Annotated in this window: 15 protein-coding genes and 1 pseudogene; 9 read left to right on the top strand and 7 right to left on the bottom strand. The window is 58.1% G+C overall.

Annotated features, from left to right (window positions below):
- Positions 1-129 precede the first annotated feature (129 nt).
- Complete coding sequence (locus tag ACCQ12_RS15145) at positions 130-333, bottom strand: hypothetical protein (protein ID WP_372382116.1); 204 nt, start codon at positions 331-333, stop codon at positions 130-132.
- 60 nt (positions 334-393) lie between these two features.
- Between ACCQ12_RS15145 and ACCQ12_RS15140 the strand changes: the two genes are divergently transcribed.
- The 5 genes from ACCQ12_RS15140 (at position 394) to ACCQ12_RS15120 (ending at position 5,551) form a co-directional block, all read left to right on the top strand.
- Positions 394-618, top strand: coding sequence for a hypothetical protein (locus tag ACCQ12_RS15140; RefSeq protein ID WP_372382115.1), 225 nt, complete (start codon positions 394-396; stop codon positions 616-618).
- Positions 619-627: 9 nt separating this feature from the next.
- Entirely contained in the window at positions 628-1,566 is a 939-nt protein-coding gene (locus tag ACCQ12_RS15135; RefSeq protein WP_372382114.1) for an SOS response-associated peptidase family protein, read from the top strand.
- 1,079 nt (positions 1,567-2,645) lie between these two features.
- Positions 2,646-4,196, top strand: a complete 1,551-nt coding sequence (locus tag ACCQ12_RS15130; RefSeq protein ID WP_372382113.1) for a tyrosine-type recombinase/integrase — start codon at positions 2,646-2,648, stop codon at positions 4,194-4,196.
- A 239-nt stretch (positions 4,197-4,435) separates the two neighbouring features.
- Positions 4,436-4,627: a hypothetical protein gene (locus tag ACCQ12_RS15125; protein ID WP_180314282.1), complete on the top strand. Its 192-nt coding sequence runs from the start codon at positions 4,436-4,438 to the stop codon at positions 4,625-4,627.
- A 6-nt stretch (positions 4,628-4,633) separates the two neighbouring features.
- Positions 4,634-5,551 (top strand): hypothetical protein, encoded by a 918-nt coding sequence (locus ACCQ12_RS15120; RefSeq protein ID WP_372382112.1) that lies wholly within the window; start codon positions 4,634-4,636, stop codon positions 5,549-5,551.
- Between the two features lie 85 nt (positions 5,552-5,636).
- Here the strand turns inward: ACCQ12_RS15120 and ACCQ12_RS15115 are convergent, their stop codons facing one another.
- From ACCQ12_RS15115 to ACCQ12_RS15105, 3 genes and pseudogenes are all read right to left on the bottom strand, one after another.
- Positions 5,637-6,023 carry a hypothetical protein gene (locus ACCQ12_RS15115; protein WP_372382111.1) on the bottom strand — a complete coding sequence of 129 codons (387 nt, stop codon included), beginning with the start codon at positions 6,021-6,023 and terminating at the stop codon, positions 5,637-5,639.
- The gene (locus ACCQ12_RS15110) at positions 6,020-6,334 is read right to left on the bottom strand and encodes a hypothetical protein (protein ID WP_372382110.1); all 315 of its coding nucleotides are present in this window, start codon (positions 6,332-6,334) and stop codon (positions 6,020-6,022) included. The genes ACCQ12_RS15115 and ACCQ12_RS15110 overlap by 4 nt, the downstream gene beginning before the upstream one ends.
- Before the next feature lie 43 nt (positions 6,335-6,377).
- A pseudogene (locus tag ACCQ12_RS15105) lies at positions 6,378-7,138 on the bottom strand (hypothetical protein).
- A 111-nt stretch (positions 7,139-7,249) separates the two neighbouring features.
- Between ACCQ12_RS15105 and ACCQ12_RS15100 the strand changes: the two are divergent.
- The gene (locus tag ACCQ12_RS15100) at positions 7,250-7,588 is read left to right on the top strand and encodes a helix-turn-helix domain-containing protein (protein ID WP_228963092.1); all 339 of its coding nucleotides are present in this window, start codon (positions 7,250-7,252) and stop codon (positions 7,586-7,588) included.
- A gap of 173 nt (positions 7,589-7,761) precedes the next feature.
- On the opposite strand, the gene ACCQ12_RS15095 is transcribed toward ACCQ12_RS15100, so the two are convergent.
- Entirely contained in the window at positions 7,762-8,553 is a 792-nt protein-coding gene (locus tag ACCQ12_RS15095; protein WP_372382109.1) for a helix-turn-helix transcriptional regulator, read from the bottom strand.
- A 216-nt stretch (positions 8,554-8,769) separates the two neighbouring features.
- On the opposite strand from ACCQ12_RS15095, the gene mblB reads away from it, so the two are divergent.
- From mblB to ACCQ12_RS15080, 3 genes are read left to right on the top strand one after another with little or no spacing between them, the layout of a single operon-like run.
- Complete coding sequence (gene mblB, locus ACCQ12_RS15090; RefSeq protein WP_372382108.1) at positions 8,770-9,948, top strand: anti-phage 6A-MBL system MBL-fold protein; 1,179 nt, start codon at positions 8,770-8,772, stop codon at positions 9,946-9,948.
- A complete protein-coding gene (gene cap2-3, locus ACCQ12_RS15085) occupies positions 9,949-12,201 on the top strand; it encodes an anti-phage 6A-MBL system cap2_3 protein (RefSeq protein WP_372382107.1) in 2,253 nt (750 codons plus the stop codon).
- A gap of 40 nt (positions 12,202-12,241) precedes the next feature.
- Positions 12,242-13,006, top strand: a complete 765-nt coding sequence (locus ACCQ12_RS15080; protein ID WP_372382106.1) for a hypothetical protein — start codon at positions 12,242-12,244, stop codon at positions 13,004-13,006.
- Positions 13,007-13,393: 387 nt separating this feature from the next.
- Here ACCQ12_RS15080 and ACCQ12_RS15075 read toward each other — a convergent pair whose 3' ends face one another.
- Both ACCQ12_RS15075 and ACCQ12_RS15070 read right to left on the bottom strand, forming a co-directional pair.
- Positions 13,394-14,794 carry a site-specific integrase gene (locus ACCQ12_RS15075; protein ID WP_372382105.1) on the bottom strand — a complete coding sequence of 467 codons (1,401 nt, stop codon included), beginning with the start codon at positions 14,792-14,794 and terminating at the stop codon, positions 13,394-13,396.
- A 448-nt stretch (positions 14,795-15,242) separates the two neighbouring features.
- The gene (locus ACCQ12_RS15070) at positions 15,243-15,704 is read right to left on the bottom strand and encodes a GNAT family N-acetyltransferase (RefSeq protein WP_372382104.1); all 462 of its coding nucleotides are present in this window, start codon (positions 15,702-15,704) and stop codon (positions 15,243-15,245) included.
- Positions 15,705-15,933: the final 229 nt, after the last annotated feature.

Here is a 15,933-nt window from a genome sequence, read left to right as displayed (position 1 = left end):
AACGCCACCTGCTGCTGTGACGCCTGACGAAAGACGGGCAATGCAAAGATGGCGCGCCGCTTCCGGGGCGGCGGCTGGGTCCATGGGGAAACATCCAACCATGAGATGGATCAACAACGAGCCTGGCGCTTAGACGAAGCCTTGCAAGTCTTCGCGCGACAGTACGCCCAGGCGATGGCCCCATGATGCCACCAACTCAACGATGATTGGCGCGTCAGCAGGGAATGCATAGAGCAGCTCAGCTTCGAACTGATTGAGCACCTCCAGCGGTTCAGAGGCACAGGCCAGGCGCTGCTGCAGTTGTTCGAACAGGCTCAGGGTGCTGGTTTCCATGAAAATCAGTGTACGGCCCAGCGTCTCAAGCCGTGAGACGGTCCAGTCGATACTGGCGGCATGGACAGAACCGAACTCCGAACCCACCTGGAAAACCTCGACGCGGCGGTGCAGCCGCTGCTGAAGAGCAGCCCCGACCGTTGCCATTTCTGGCAGGCGTTCGCCGGGATGGCAGACGTTGTCGGCGACGGCGCCATCACGGCGGAGGATGCCCAATTCGTCTCCCGGCGGCTCGATGAGATCTTGGCTTGGCATGGCCTTGAGCACTGCGACCGCGACTGTTGAGAGGCTCCCATGTGCTACTCCGCTGAGATCCAGGCCGACTACCGGAAGCTGGTGCGCAACTTCGGCGCGATCATGTCGATCGAGGAGTTCTCGAAGCTGTGGCTGCGGCAGGGCGCGGCGGAGAAGCGTCCCAAGACCCCGAAGGCATTGGACGATGCATTTCGCGCGGGCGGGGAGGGCGGGGTTGCCGCGATCGCTGCCGAGCTGTCCGCGTGGGACGCCGAGGACATGCAGGCCTTGGAGCAGGAGCTGTTCAAGCAGGCCCGGCGCTTGGCGGATGCCGAGCGGGTGCTGGCCAGCGGCAAGCCAACCAAAAAGGCGGCGACAGACCAGCGCATCGCCACCACCAAGATCGAGCAGATCAAGGGCCGCATCGCGGACCTGCAGCGGACCGAGCCCAAGGCGCGGGATTACCGCATCTTCCCGGGCTACTACGCACCGGTGATCATCTCTGAGGGCGGCCAGCGCGTCATCAAGCCGATGCGCTACCAGTGCCGCCCTGCTGGCAAGCCCCCGATCTACGACACAAAGTATCCCGGTACGTACAACGCCCGCCGGGATAACCTGCAGGGCTTCTGGCGCGAGCAGTTCGGCTATACGCACGGGCTGGTGGTCGTCGGCCGCTTCTACGAGAACGTTGAGGGGCCGGACGGCAAGAACCGTGTGGTGCAGTTCCAGCCCAGCGACCGCGAGCCAATGCTGGTGGCCTGCCTGTGGTCCCGCTGGACAGATCCCGCCGGCGAGCAGCCGGACCTGCTGAGCTTCGCGGCCATCACCGATGAGCCTGAGCCCGAGGTAGCAGCGGTGGGGCACGACCGGACCATCATCAACATCAAGCCCGAGCACGTCGACGCGTGGCTCAATCCGGATCCGGCCAACCTCCAGGCCCTGCAGGAGATCTTCGACGACAAGCGACATCCGTTCTACGAGCATCGGCTGGCGGCATGAGCGCCGAGGATGACCGAGTGCCGGTTTCTCCTGACCCAGCTATGCACTGGAAGCGGTGGGAGGAGCGGCTGGATTTGATCTACCAGGGCATACCGGTAATTCGAATTCACGCTCAGGAGGATGGAACTGTCCTCATACGGACGCGCGCCTACAGTGAAGGGCCTACCGTGCAACGCCGCATGGCGACTGAGGCTGGCGCTCTTCGCTATGCGAACGCTTGGTTATTGAAGTGGCATGGGATAGCGAAGAGCGAGGTAAACAACGAGGTTGAGTCCTCCCGGCTGCAGATGGCTGCCGCAGCGGCTGCACGTGCCCATCCTGAACTCGATCCGGCGACTTTCACCAAGCGGCGCCGCCGGCGGTGATGTGTTGATGAACTGTCTGCCTGATTCGCCATGGGCACGTGCCTCACGGCCAGGCATCGTTGGATAGGACGTAGGGCGGCAGGTGGGACGCTTCCATAGCTATCAGGTCCTCCTGGCAGCTACCTCGATACCTTATTGCTGGGCCGATCGACTTCCTAGCCGGCCAACCGGCAAGCAGGAGCCACCGCTGGCTATCGTCTGGTCTACGGCGTGGCGCCTTCCTGACACCAGGCAGGCCGGTCCGCGCCGCAATCCATCGCTCAGCGAAACGCATTCCCTGACGAAGGCTGCCGCGATGAGGCTCGTTGATGGTGATCCCGCGCCAGCGCAGCCATATCTGCCCTGGGGTCACATGGGCCACGGACCCGAAGTTGAAGTGCATCAGCGCCTCATCGGCGGAGACATGGACCCAGCGGCAGGCGGGTTGCAGGGGACGGCGAGGCATGCAGGCAGGCTGACCGATCGCCGTCTCAGGGGTGGATACAGCGCTCCGCAAACCGTCACGATCCTATCGCAAACACGGGGATTTATTGCCAATCGAGCCACGGTTTGCGGAGCATCAAATTCACTCAAGCCCTTGATCTGAACGATAAATTCTGTAGCTTCCCAAGCTACTGACGTGGGTTCGATTCCCATCGCCCGCTCCAGAGCTTCCACTCAGTCCGCAAGTGATTGATTGAGTTGGAAAATTAGGCCGATTGATGATTCCGAGCGATGCCCTTCGAGGTATCAATTGAGGTATCAATCTTGCCTAAGCCTCTGATGATGTCGCGCTCGGCTGGCCTGTATGCGCGCTTCTTTGTCCCTACCGATCTCCGAGCCTCGATTGGCTCGCGTTACCTTGTCCGATCGCTGGGAAACCGTCGTGGTGACCACGCCAGGCTGGCGGCGGCCACGATGGGGATGGCACTATCGATGGCATTCGATGCCATGCGGAAAGGGATGACCGTGGATCTGGAAGAGTTGCTGGAAAAGGTTCGCAATGGGGACATCAAAGAGCTGACCCTGAAAGATGTGACGCTGCCGGACGGCACGCGCATCGCGCAAGCGCAGCTGGACAACCCCGCCGATGCTGGGTTGTTCGGAGACCTGATGGTGCGGGCGCGCCAGACAGAGCCCACCGAGGTCATGGCGGCCAGGCTGGCCAAGCGTCGGCAACAGTTGCGCGAGGGCAGTCAACGCATCTCCGGCGATGCCCCCAAGGCGCTGATGCTGTCCAAGGCGATGGCCGATCATTTGAGGGACTTGGCCGGGGCCCGTCTGCATCAGAAGACCGTGCTGGAAAGCCGCCACACGCTCAGGCTGTTTGAAGGGCTGGTTGGTAAGGACATTCCCGTTGCCTCGCTGACCCAGGATCACGTGCGGGCCTTCTTCGAGGGCGTGCGTTACTGGCCCTCGAACGCGACCAAGCGGCCGGCCTATCGAGACCTGTCGGTGCCCGAGGTCATCAAGCTGGCCAAGAAGAACCAGGAACCGGAGCCGGCGGCGTGGACCATGGCGAAGCACCGGCAACGGTTGAGCGTTTTTCTGGTGTCGCTAGTCCAGGGCAAACATCTGGCGGTAAACCCGCTGGCGGGCATTCGGGCGATTTCCACGCCGGACTCGGAAGACACCGGTTCGCCTTTCACCGACGCCGAGTTGAAGGCGATCTTTGACCCGGTGGAGTTCCCGAAGTGGGCGTCGAAATACCCCCATCGGTGGTTTGGCCCGATCCTGGGGCTCTACTCAGGCGCTCGCGTCAACGAGATCGCGCAGCTCCGGCTGGAGGATATCGACACCATCGACGGGGTGCCCGGCTTCTTCGTCCGGAAGATCGGGAAGAAGCAGAGCATCAAGAACAAGCACAGCCGGCGGTTCATCCCGCTGGCTCAACCGGTGATCGATTGCGGCTTCCTGACCTACGTGGAAGAGGCCCGACAGGCTGGAGTGGAGCGGCTATTCCCGGACCTGCCCAACTCGACAGGACTGGGCTATGGGCGGCAGCTGAGCCGCCAGTTCTCCGTCTACATCAAGCGGCAAGGGGTGTCGGAGAAGGGGCAGGGCTTCCACGGGTTCCGCCACACCATTGCTTCAAAGCTCGACGAGGCGGGGGTGTCAGCATCGGCCATTGCAGCGATTACAGGCCACGGGACCGGGCAGACGGTGCTGGAGAAGTTTTACATTGATCGCAGGAGCTTGCCGGATCGGGTGGCGACGCTCGCTAAGTTCAGCCCGCCCGTCATGCTTCCCGTATATTGCCTTGGGCAGTTTTCGGGCAACTTATAGCAATTCAGTGGCCTAGGCTCGCATCTATGGTGTCTAACATGCTGTGCGGCCGCGAGCATGGCGCTCAGGAGGCGACGAGGCGCTTGTTGGGGATGATGAGTGCAGACTCATCTTCGAACTTGACCACAATCTGCCTCAGATCTTGGCGTTCACGCCTCAGGCCATATCCTTGATATCGCTGGTATTGCCAGGTTGGCAGGTTCTGTGATAGATTCGGGGTGCAGATAAGAGGATCAGCTATGTTTTTTATGCCATCCATTCCTACGCGTAGCAGCGAGCGTCAGGATGCTGAAGATAAGAAGGCTATTCGCGCTCTTAAAGCCAATAAGGCGCTGCGCCTTTCTGGCGGCATGATGTATTTGGAAGCGGGAGAAGTTGAAGAGCAGATGCGCAAGCTTCGCGAAGATATGTTAAGGAATATGAAGAAGTAGGCGGAGATGGGATTACTTCTAATCTTGCCCCTGCTTGTTAGTGGTTACATTTTTTGTTTTAGAAATCCGATTATAAGGTTCAGGCTTCATAGATACGAAGGGCAGCTCCTCTATCTATTGGTGGCCTATAATGGTTTTATTTGCTTACTTGCTGCATTATTTTCGGTGGCAATCCTAAGCTTGTTGTTTTCTCATGATTGGCCATTGCGGTGCTTGTTTTTTTCTAAATCTATTTGCACCCCTGCCTTTTCCACCGACTACTTGGCGTTGGGTGCGAAAGTTTTTTCTTCTTTTGGTCTGGTGGAATTAAATAAGGGTCAGTTTTATACGTTCATGATCCTTGCGGGTTTGGGGACTTTGGTTGCTCCATATCCATTGGCGTGGATGCAGTATAGGCGTTACAAGAAAAGGCTGGAAAAAAAGACCGGTGAGGTGGTTGATTACGACATTGTCGACAGATTTCTACTGCAAAGCTCAGTAAGCCACTTGCCGATGTTGCGCTTGCTAATGGACAAGCTTATCGCTGCGGAGCTTGAACCTGTAATGATCTCGATGGCTGACCGAAAGATCTATGTTGGCGTAGTTTCCTCAATTGGGTCTCCGACAGAGGCTTCTGGCGTAGATGAAGATGTCGCTATCTGGCCATTAATGAGTGGATACAGAGATAAAGACGACTTGTCGGTAAAATTTCAAAATGTTTATCCAGATTTCGATAAATCCACTTCGATTCCAATATACTTCAAGCAGAAAAACATAGTTTCGATAACACCTTATGATAGTTCGATGGAGCGTAAGGTGGTCATCCGTAAAAATGGATCCACTATCCTGTCGACAATTCGTTCATCTCCCTTTTTATATTTTTATTTAGGGGTGTTCGCTAAAAGAATTTTGAGGTTGGCCGGTAAATTTTTGGATAGGGTGTAAATTGCAATTTACTTGCTTATTCTGTGAGTTTTTTGCGAAGTGGCCTGATGCAGACGACGGCTGCCTTCGAAGAGTGCTTGTATAGTCACCTGGTTAGCTGCAGCCAAAGCACCACCAACACCATGGGCAGCCCGCTCAGCACCGAGGTAACCCAAAAAGCCCCCATGACGGTCAGCGGCGTCATGATCCACCACTGCCACCAGCTGAAGCCACGATCACGCTGACGTGCCATATGGGCCTCGAAAGCGTAAAGGTGCTCCACCCTCCGCAGGCCCCGGCGAGCCATGAGCGGCCCGACGATAAAACCAAGCGGACCCATGAAGAGCAGGGTCAGCGAGAACCACCAGAAGAATCGGTTGTGAGGCGTCATGGTTTTCTTGGGAGCAGCGCGCTGCGCGCCGTCCCCATCCCCATCAATCCTACCCGCAGCGCTGGCTGACGTTCCCATCATCGAGTTCGGTTGAGTCTTCATTTGGCGTAGGCCCTCCAGGTGCCATCGCTCTTGGCGTAGCGCAGGTTCTTGCTCACGGGGATGGGGACTTGCCGGCCCTCCATGTTGAGCACGGCTTGGCCGCGGGTGTCGCAGCGGTAGCCGTCCGCGCCCTCGGCTTCCACACAGCCGGAAAGTTCGAATTGATGGATATCGGTGACCTGGCCGGCACCGCTTTCTTTCAAAAGCCGGACGAAGGCTTCCTTGGCGTTGTCAGACGAGGGCTTGCCGCCGCAGGCAGTTAGGCCCAAGGCCATGGTCAATGCGACCAAGCCGATCCATGTGTTCTTCATGTCGTTCCTTTGCTGAGTGAGATGGAAAGGGAGAGAGCGGGCCTTACTTGTCGCGGTTGCCGTCGGGCTTAAAGCCCGCGATCCAGAGCCTGGTGTCTTTGAAAGGCGTCAGCATTCCGGAGGGTCCCGGGTGCAGGTCGGCAGTCTGAATAAAGCCGGCGACCCAAGCGATGCGCAGCGACACGTCCACGGCACGGTCAGCAACCCCTGGCCGGCTTACGTTGACGACAAAGGGCTGGGCCGGGGGTTGGGGCCGGTCGAGCGCTGGGCGCCCGTGTTGGGCTTGCTGGGAGGCACGCGGACGCCGTTGAGGGTATCCCTGCCTTTCCACAGAGCGGAGGTGTTGAGCTCCGCGGTCTCGCCCAAGTCATCGGTCTCCGTCACGGCTGCATCGAAACAGGTGCGAAACGTCTCGGTGCTCGAGGCAGTCGGGCTGGTCCAGATGCGCGCTTCCACCGTCCAGCAGGGCAGGGAGGCGCCCCACTCAGTAAACGTGAGCGCGACACGGGGCCACTCCAACTTTCCGAGCTGGGCCTGCTGGTGGTTGTCGCCTTTGAAGAGCCCGGGCAGCTTCCCGGCGCCGTTAAGGGAAGCGTAGATGGCGCCAGTGCCTTGCGCGCGTGTTTTGCTGCCCGGGTTCGGCTGGATACCGACCATCTGCTTGCCAGAGTCGGCCAGGCTTTTTCCGAGCTGACGGAAGAAGCCGGGCTTCTGCGGCTGGGCGTCCTGAGCTTGAGTGGTGAACGGCGAGACGAGCGTCAACGCCAAGAGCGCAGCGAACGCTCCTTGTCCTGTGTGCTTCATACGAAAAGCCCCTGTAGACCGCCGGTCTGGCAGCATTTACGATAATCGCAGATGAGAAGCCCGCTTCCAAGCGGCACACTGAGGGAATTCAGCTTTCGTGCAATCTTCTCGATGCCCAAACCCAAAACACCGGCCACGGTCTATGGCACGCGTCTGCGCCATGCGCGGATGGTCATGGGCTGGACCCAAGCCGAGTTGGCGGAGCGCATCGGGATGGTGGACTCGGTGTCCGGAGCCACTCGCGTGAGCCGCTACGAGACGGGGCAACATGACCCTGACCCGGCGACAGCCGAGGCACTAGCGAAGGCGTTGAATCTTCCGGTTGCTTATTTCCATGCCACGTCCGACGTGCTGGCTGACATCATCCTGATCGTGTCTCGGTTGCCTGTCGCCAAGCAAAAAGAGGCGCTGAAGCGTCTGCGCGAGATGGCGGAGTCGGCGGGAAGTTGATGTTAGCTGCGCCATATCAGCGCCGGCTGTCTTTACGCCTAGCAACCTGAGACGCTACTCGTCAATCCATGTGAATATCACTGCGGCATCTTAATTACGTCTTCTGCCGCAGTTACAGTGTCCACAGCCTGGCCGCTTCTGCCGCAGTTACAGTTCCACAGCCTGGCCGCGCGTCATGGTTCAAGAAGGCTTGGGACATGCTGAGCAAGCTCTGCGCGATTCAGGAGAACGATTTGCTGTTCGTTTCCTGGTAAGTCTTCCGTTCGACGATGAACTCCAAGACGCCGCAGGAGATAGTAGGCCAAGCATTGGCGAGTTGGGATAGCCAGCTGCCCATCGGCCATTTCGTAGTCGAGCTCGATAGCCCTTCGCTGCCCTGGTGACAGCCCCGGGTGAGGTCCGATCACGATCGTAAGCAGACGCTCCCATTCCTCATCTACTTCTGGAACGTGCTGGGCGGGCAGCGGAGCGACATAGTCCATCACGCGAGCGAAGACAAAGTCGCAGAAAGCCTCACGTTTGTGGCAAAACGCGCGCACATGCCAGCGGGCCCCATCGTAAGCCAGCCCGCGGGGGCTGATCTGACGCCGCGTTGGCTCAGGTCGACTCATGGACTGGTAGTTGATCTCAATGCTATCCCCCGCTCGAATCGCGGCCAATACCGCTCGCAAGAGGTCGGTTTGGACGGATCTTGTGGGATGTCGCACAACTGCCGTCTTTGGAACGTCCGTTAGAAAGCTAACGTCGGCGCGAATCATGCCCGTATTTAGCGCGTAAAGCTCAGCTAGATATCTGCTGCTTGTGGGGTCTATGAGTAGGGGGCGGAAGTCGGGTGTAGCGCGATACAACTTCTCGCTTCGATCGTAGACCATGTTTCCCGGCGCTTGAGCTTGGTATTCGCTCAGGTCTAAGGAGGCCTGAGGAATCGAAATGCCGAAAAATTCAGTCAAAGAGGAACGGTTCAAACGCCCACTCCACTGCAGGCGGGAGTCGATGAACTCTAGGCGCCGGTCTTGACCCCAACGGCCTCGACGGTTTGCTGCAATCGGTTGCATAGTCGCAATATCAAATGAGAAAGGGGTGATTCACTATTCGCGTATTGACTAGGTGCATCTAGTGAGTGTACTTATTCTACACCGCGGGCCGATGCGACGCCCGCCTCAGGAATAGGCAGGTTTCATATGACCCCGATGCTCACCTTCTTCCCTGTTGGGAACGGCGATATGACGTTGGTTCAACTTGTCGACGGGAGCGCCATCCTGATCGATTGCAACATCCGCCTGGCCGCCGATGACCCTGCCGACTCCACGGCGCGCGACGTCGCCAAGGACCTCCGGCAGCGACTCAAGCTGGACGAAAACGGGCGCCCGTATGTGGATGCCTTCTTGCTGAGCCATCCGGATGAGGATCATTGTCGCGGGCTCCGCAATCACTTCTACTTGGGCAAGTTGGAGGACTACCCCGACGACAAGAAGCCGGCCGCCGAGAAGCGGATCGTCATCCGGGAAATGTGGTCGTCGCCCATTGTGTTCCGCCGGGCTTCCAAGCTGCATGTGCTGTGCGACGATGCGAAGGCTTGGGCAACCGAAGCCCGTAGGCGCGTAGCTCACTTCAAAGAGTTCGGATGGGCCGGTGCGGGTGACCAAATCCAGATCATGGGTGAAGATAAGGGCGAAAAGACCAAGGGTCTAGAGGCCATCCTCGTCCGCAGCGGCGAGTTTGTGACCAAGCTCAATGGTGTTAAAAACTCCAATTTTTCTGCTCATTTGCTGGCGCCGAGCTTGGTTTGCGACGACGACGAGGAAGTCTTGCTGCGAGCGAAGAACCAGTCCAGTGTCATCCTTAACATTGAAATCAATGCGACCTGGGCCGGCCACGCAAAGTTCCGCTTCCTAACGGCCGGTGATGCAGAAGTGGCCATCTGGGAGCGCTTGTGGAACAAGCACAAGGATGCGCCAGAAGTGCTGGCGTATGACGTTCTACAAGCTCCTCATCACTGTTCTTGGCACGTGCTGTCGTGCGACAGCTGGTCCGAGTGCGGTGAAGACGCCGAGGTTTCTGCGGACGCGCGTTCTGCGCTGGGCCAGGCGCGCTACGGGGCTAAGATCATTGCCAGCAGCAAGCCGGTAAAAGACGACGATGGCGATCCGCCTTGCACACGTGCTAAGCGGGAATACGAAGACATTCTCGACGACAAGTGCGGCAAGTTCCTGTGCACCGGGGAGACGCCATTTACCTGGTCGCCCAAGCCTATTGAGATCGAGATCACCACCGACGGCCCACGGGTTTGTCCGGTGGAAGCAGCCACCGCTGCAGCCGCCACTGCCGCGGCCGCCGCGCCGCGAGCTGGCTCCATTTAAATGGCTGACTACTACGAATGGGGACAGCCGGCGGAGATGGCCGATGCTGAGGCTGAAGGCCAGCGATTTCTTGAGCTGCTGGAGGCATGCCAGCAGCACTCGGATGTAAGGGTTGTTGGACTGCTTCGACGAGGAAGCCCAGGCCAGCTTGGGATCATCGTTGACGTAGGCGACGGCAGCGTTGCCCCCGGCAATCAGGTTGGCATCCAGCCAAGGGAGCGGCTCTGGCTAAGTTTCGATCCATCTGGCAAACGGCCGCCAGAGGTTCGCGCATTGCGGTGCCAGTTTCCCAGCTTGCTCCATCTCAATGCGGTCGCTAGCAATGAGCCGGCGTCCCTTTGTTTGTATGAGAACTGGGCTCATGAAGAGCGTCAGTGGACTGCCCAACGTCACTTGCGCCGAATTCTGTGGTGGCTACGTGAGACTGCCAGGGGATCTTTGCATGCCGCTGATCAGCCGCTAGAGCCATTGTTCTACGGCACTGGCCATACCGTCATATTGCCGGCGGCTTTCCAAACCCAGTCGGCCGACGACCTGGGGGCCATTTGCCTATCAGCACTGGAAAGAAATCGCCTGGGCCTATGCCTTGTTGCATCAGACCCAGCGCATATTGCTAACCGAGTGCCAATCCAGCCGCTGCTGGTAGAGCTATCGCCTGTCGAGCACCTCCCGATTCAGCGCCCGCCTACAGACTTAGGTGGACTCGATGAAGCACTGTCTTCCTTTGGGATATCCATACTTGAACCCTTGCGCGAGGCGGTGCGTCGTCAGTTCCGAAGCAACCTGTCGGCAGGACGTCCGAGCGGAAAAGCTCTGTTGATCTTGCAGTTACCCCGACTTCGAAACGGTCAGGTGGAGCGCATCGATACATGCGCCTTTCTTACAACTGTGGACATCAATAGTCTGGGACTTCAGATTGGAAGTCTGTTCCGGCCCACTCCCGGCGGTGCTCCATTCGCCGTTGATGGACTTCTGGGAGCCGCCGCGGAACCACCCGATGAGCGGTGGAAAGCGGCGGAGATTGTGCTTGCCGACATCAAGACCATTCCCCTTCGCTCGGACGCCCTTCAATTCTCAGGAATATCGGAAACAGGAGCCAATTTCTCCGCTGTATTGGCCGGAGTAGGGGCCTTGGGTAGCGGGCTGGTCGACACGTGGGTCAGAGAAGGTTGGGGGCGGTGGACGTGTGTCGATCCCGATTATGTTGAGCCACATAACCTGATTAGGCACATTGTGAATTCCAAAGCGGTGGGGCATCCCAAAGCCGTATCAGTTTGTGCTCAACTAGGCCTTGTTTTTGGAACAGAAGACTCTACGCCCTCTGCCATCGTGGCTGAAGCTAACGATTGGTCTAACCCAGCAGTGACGGCGGCATTGGAGAGTGCAGATCTCCTTGTGGATGCCTCTACGACCATCGATGTGCCTCGTGACTGGTCCGAGCGTGAGCTTCCTCGAAGTGCATCTGTGTTTTTCACCCACAACGGCTTGAGTGCCGTGATGCTGCTTGAGGATGCTGGACGCACGATCCGCCTTGCATCACTTGAGGCGCAGTATTACAGGGCGGTAATCAACGAAGAATGGGGAGCTAACCATTTGCGGCAAGGAGATCAGGTGCGAGTTGGTCGCGGGTGTCGCGATCACAGCATTCGATTGCCCGTCGATCTAGCAAAACTACACTCCGCCCACCTTGCGCGGCGTCTCCGCATGAGTGTCGCTAACTCGGATGCTTGCGCCCAAGTCTGGACGTTGGACGATGCCACAGGCGCCCTCTCCACTGACTGCATCCAGTTAAGCAGAACCAAGGAGGTGCAGAGAGGAGATTGGCGTGTCCGCTGGGACGATGGCCTTGAAGAAAAGCTCCGCCGGATGAGAATGGAGCAACTGCCGAATGAGACGGGGGGAGTCTTGGTTGGAGTGGTCGACCAAGTTTTGCGGACTTTGACAATTGTGGATGCTTCAGCGGCCCCGACTGACAGCGTTGCCGACAGCGTCAGCTTCGTGCGAGGCAAGGAAGGGAGTCAAGAATATGTTGAACGGTGTGAGGTGCTGACGGCAAGGATGGCAAGCTACGTGGGAGAGTGGCACGCTCATCCCGAGGGATGTTCCGCCAACCCTAGTCCAACAGACGTAGTGCTGTTGAGCACACTCGCCGACCGGTTGGCAGCCGACGGTGTTCCGGCTCTGATGGTGATCGTTTCCGCTGATGCAGTCAGCATCTCGCTGGGTCAATCTGTTGTTCCCGTAAGCGAGTAGACGCTGCGGATCAAGTGTCACTGGGTAAGCCGGAGCCTGAATGTCCAATACAAATACGCTAACCGAACTGATTCCCTTGGTGACCGATCCCTACGATCGGAAAGCGAGGCTTGCGCCAGCTCTCATTGTGCTGATGCCCTTGAGTGTGTCGTTCATCGTGGCGTGCCGTGAAGACCTTGATGCTATGAGGATTCTGGCTGCCATGATGGTGACCTTCTGTGCTCCATTTCTACTTAGCAGTATCGCGAGATTTCAAGGAAAGCAGCTGGAGGCGAAACTGGTAGAGAAGTGGGGAGGTATGCCTTCTACAATTCTGCTCCGTCATCGGGACGGGCGTCTGAATCCGCAGACAAAGGCGCGCTACCACGGCGTGATTAGGGACAAGCTTGGGTTGACCGTGCCCACGGCGGCGAGAGAGCGCCTTGATCCCCGCAAAGCGGACCATACATATGAAGCGGCAGTGGCGGTCCTTCGGGATAAAACCAGGGCGACCGAACCGCTGGTTTTGAAGGAAAACGTCTCCTACGGCTTCTTTCGAAACATGTCCGCGTTGCGGCCATTCGGCATTGCTACCTCTGTGATTGGCCTAGTCATTGGACTTTTCATGGCTAACGTTTTTGCGCTGAACCCATTGGGAGCCAGTTGGGGATCCTTACTGCACCCTGGTTTTGAAGGTGGGGTCACTCTGGCTGCGTCAGGGATTATGCTGTTGCTATGGGTCACCAGCTTTAGCCACTCCCGGGTTGAAAGCGCTGCTTATACGTATGCCGAGCGTCTCTTGAGCGCTCTCGATAGGGTGCCCTGATGTGCCCGTGGCTTATAACTAAGTATGAGGATAGTTGGCCCTGCCCGCGTAATTCGGCATGACCGTTTCAAGGCGACGCCGAGCGGCCTTTTTTAAATGCCGGCGACAAGTGGAGTGTGTTCATGAGCATCAAGCCAGGTCCAAAACGCATTGCCAAGTCGACCGGCAAGCCAGATCAGCGTCAACGCGATAACAAAGGCACGCCGGGAAATACTCCCGGGCTTAAGCCCCATAAGCACAAGAAGGGGGCATAGAGAAATTATAGAAGAGCTCGTTGTTATGATTTTTTGGGCATGGCGTGGAGGGAGCCACAGGGCGGCGCTGCCACGGATCATTTTCTGATGCCTAGGCCGGCCGAATTATATTTCGGCCGGCCGCTTCGCGCGGCTACGGGTAGAACTTGCTCGGATCAGCCAAGCAAGTGGCAAACTGCCCCCGCTGGTAGCGCGGCAGCTCCACGTTGGGCTGATACAGTTCCAGTGCGCTGATCTGCTTGCTGCGCGTCGCCTGCGATCGCTTGTGTAAGTAGTGCTTGCGCAGCACTGGAACCCGTTCGCGGGGATCGGTGCTGTGGCCCGTGACCATGGCAATCTCCTTCTCGGGGACGTCGATTGCATCGAGTTCGGTGGCCAAGGTGTGGCGGAAGGCATGGAAGCCGATTCCTTTCTCGAACCCAAGGGTCTTCAGGTAGCGGCCAAAGTCCACCACGAACTGCTGGCTGTAACGCGCATTGGTTTCGCCTGTCCTGCGGTTCACACCAGCGGAAAGCAGCGGGAACAGTCGGGGATGGCCGGTGGCTTTCATGTCTTCCACGAATTCCAGGAATCCTGCTTCCAATAGCGGCTTGGCGATGGGGACGATGCGCATGCAGCCCGCGCCCTTCATGCTTTGCCGGCTGCGCCGCCGGCGTTTCGGGTCCGCGGCCAAGTCGTGGTCCAACGTCTTCTGGAAAGCGATGCACCAGACCCCGCGTTCCTCAATGATGTCGGTCAACTTCAGCTGGCAGACTTCGTTGACCCTGGCACCGGTATACAAGCCTAGCATCGGCGCCCACCAATACTGGGGTTTCTTTGCCCAGGAGATGAATGTCTCGGGGTCGAAAATAGCCTGCAGGTCTTCGTCCTCGAACAGCCGGATGGCCTTCTCTGGATCGATGGTGTCGTCCTGCTTGATCTTCCGGAAGGCTTTCATGGGCGAAGAAACGATGGCCTGTCCGTTGACCAGGTGGTTGAAGAAAGCGACGAGGAACCGGCGATGACGCTCCTCAGTGGCAGGCGCCCGCGGTGGCACGTCCTGCGCTTTCCCCATGGCGATGGCTTCGTCGAAGGTGAGGTCCTTGAGCAGCGGATCCGACACCAGGTTCCTCGGAGCCCAACGCAGCAGCGTCCAGAGCGCTTGGATGTGGTGATAGTCCACTCGAGCCGCGGAGATGTTGCCGCAGGTCAAAAGGAGCAGCTTCAAGGTGCGCTCGGTGGACTGGACGGTCTTCGGGTCAAGCTGGCGGCGACGCATGTCCTCCAGGTGATCCTCGATCTCCTTGGCCAGAGGGCGCGACGGGGTGCCCATAGGGAGCTGGGCGGGATAGCGTGTGTTGTTCTTCAGGCCGCTCTTCCGCCCGGTTTCGTCGAGCGCGGCGAGGATGCATTCTTGGAGATTGATGGCGGCTTCCCGGCCGCGGACGATGGCGCGGTCGATGCGAAACCGTCCAACGTGGATGCCTTCCAAATGCAGGAGGCCGAAGGGCGAAGCGATGTAATCGTTGAGTGCTGCGGAGGGTAGAGCGGTCATGGGTCACTTCCATCGGAGATGGAAGTAGGGATATGACAGGACGAAAATTCGTCAACGGGGTCGATACAAAAATTTGCGGCGGCGGCGCAGTCCTTAGGTGTTGGGATATTCCCAATGGAGTGCTTCCCGGGTCCGCCAATTCGTTATCCGGTGAGAAGCCTTGTAAGCCAAGGGTTTCAAGAGAATTTGTATCGATTTATCGCAGTCAATTGCGTACTGTTTGCATTAAATAAGCTAACTAAACAGTGTTGAGAATGCGCATTTAAGATGAATATATATTAAATGTTAGCCTATTATTGTTAGTTTTATTTAATTTTATGAGGATGGAAGCGATGCTGCTGGCTTAGAAATTCCTGATGCCTGGAGTGGGACACTTGGTGATTCACGAAGCGCCCTTTGTGCGGAGCTGGACTAATAGCTGCTCATCCTACAGATCGTCTGAGCAGCGCTATGCCGGTGCCTTTAGGTTGAGTGCCATATCCCACCGGTCCAAGCCCGCACCATAGCCTTCTGGCACTACTCGCTTCACGACAAAGCCGAAGCGAGCGTAGAAGGCCTGGGTGTGTTGGCTGGTGTCCAACACGACTTGTTTGATGTCCTGCCTCAGGCGCAAGGCTTCCAGCCGAGCCAAGAGCAGCATTGTCCCCAGCCCTTGTCGCTGCAGCTTCGAGTGGACCATGCCCCAGCAGAGGCTGGCCGTCTTCCCATCCGTGCTGATTGAGTAGCCCGCGCATGCAATCACTTCGCCCGCACGTCCAATGACTTGGTAGTGCCAAGCGGCAGCATGGTGCATTAGAAATCGCACGAAGCCAGGGCGTTCCTCCGCGCTGAAGAACGCCGGCACGTTGCCATCGAACAGCGCCAGGCAGGCGTTGAAGTCGTCAGGATGGTAGGTCCGAATCATATCCATGCGTCCAGTTTGCCTCAGGCACGCAAACGCGCCGCAAATTCAACGCGCAAAGGCCAAGTCCTCAGGGCGCTGACCCATCAGCTCATTGGCCGAGAACTCCTGCCGTCCTCCTGTCCACTGGGGTCGGTACTGCTGCTTGGGTTGGGTTTCAGCGCATTTCATCTCTACCAGCGCTGGGCCTCTTGAAGGGAATCCTAGCTTCGCTGTCCCTATCCGCAAGGACAGGCCT

Origin of the sequence: Xanthomonas sp. NCPPB 1068 (assembly GCF_041479385.2) — a bacterium.
GTDB lineage: Bacteria > Pseudomonadota > Gammaproteobacteria > Xanthomonadales > Xanthomonadaceae > Xanthomonas > Xanthomonas cannabis.
The sequence above is the reverse complement of the archived record's forward strand: the minus strand, read 5'-3'. Positions and strand labels throughout refer to the sequence as shown.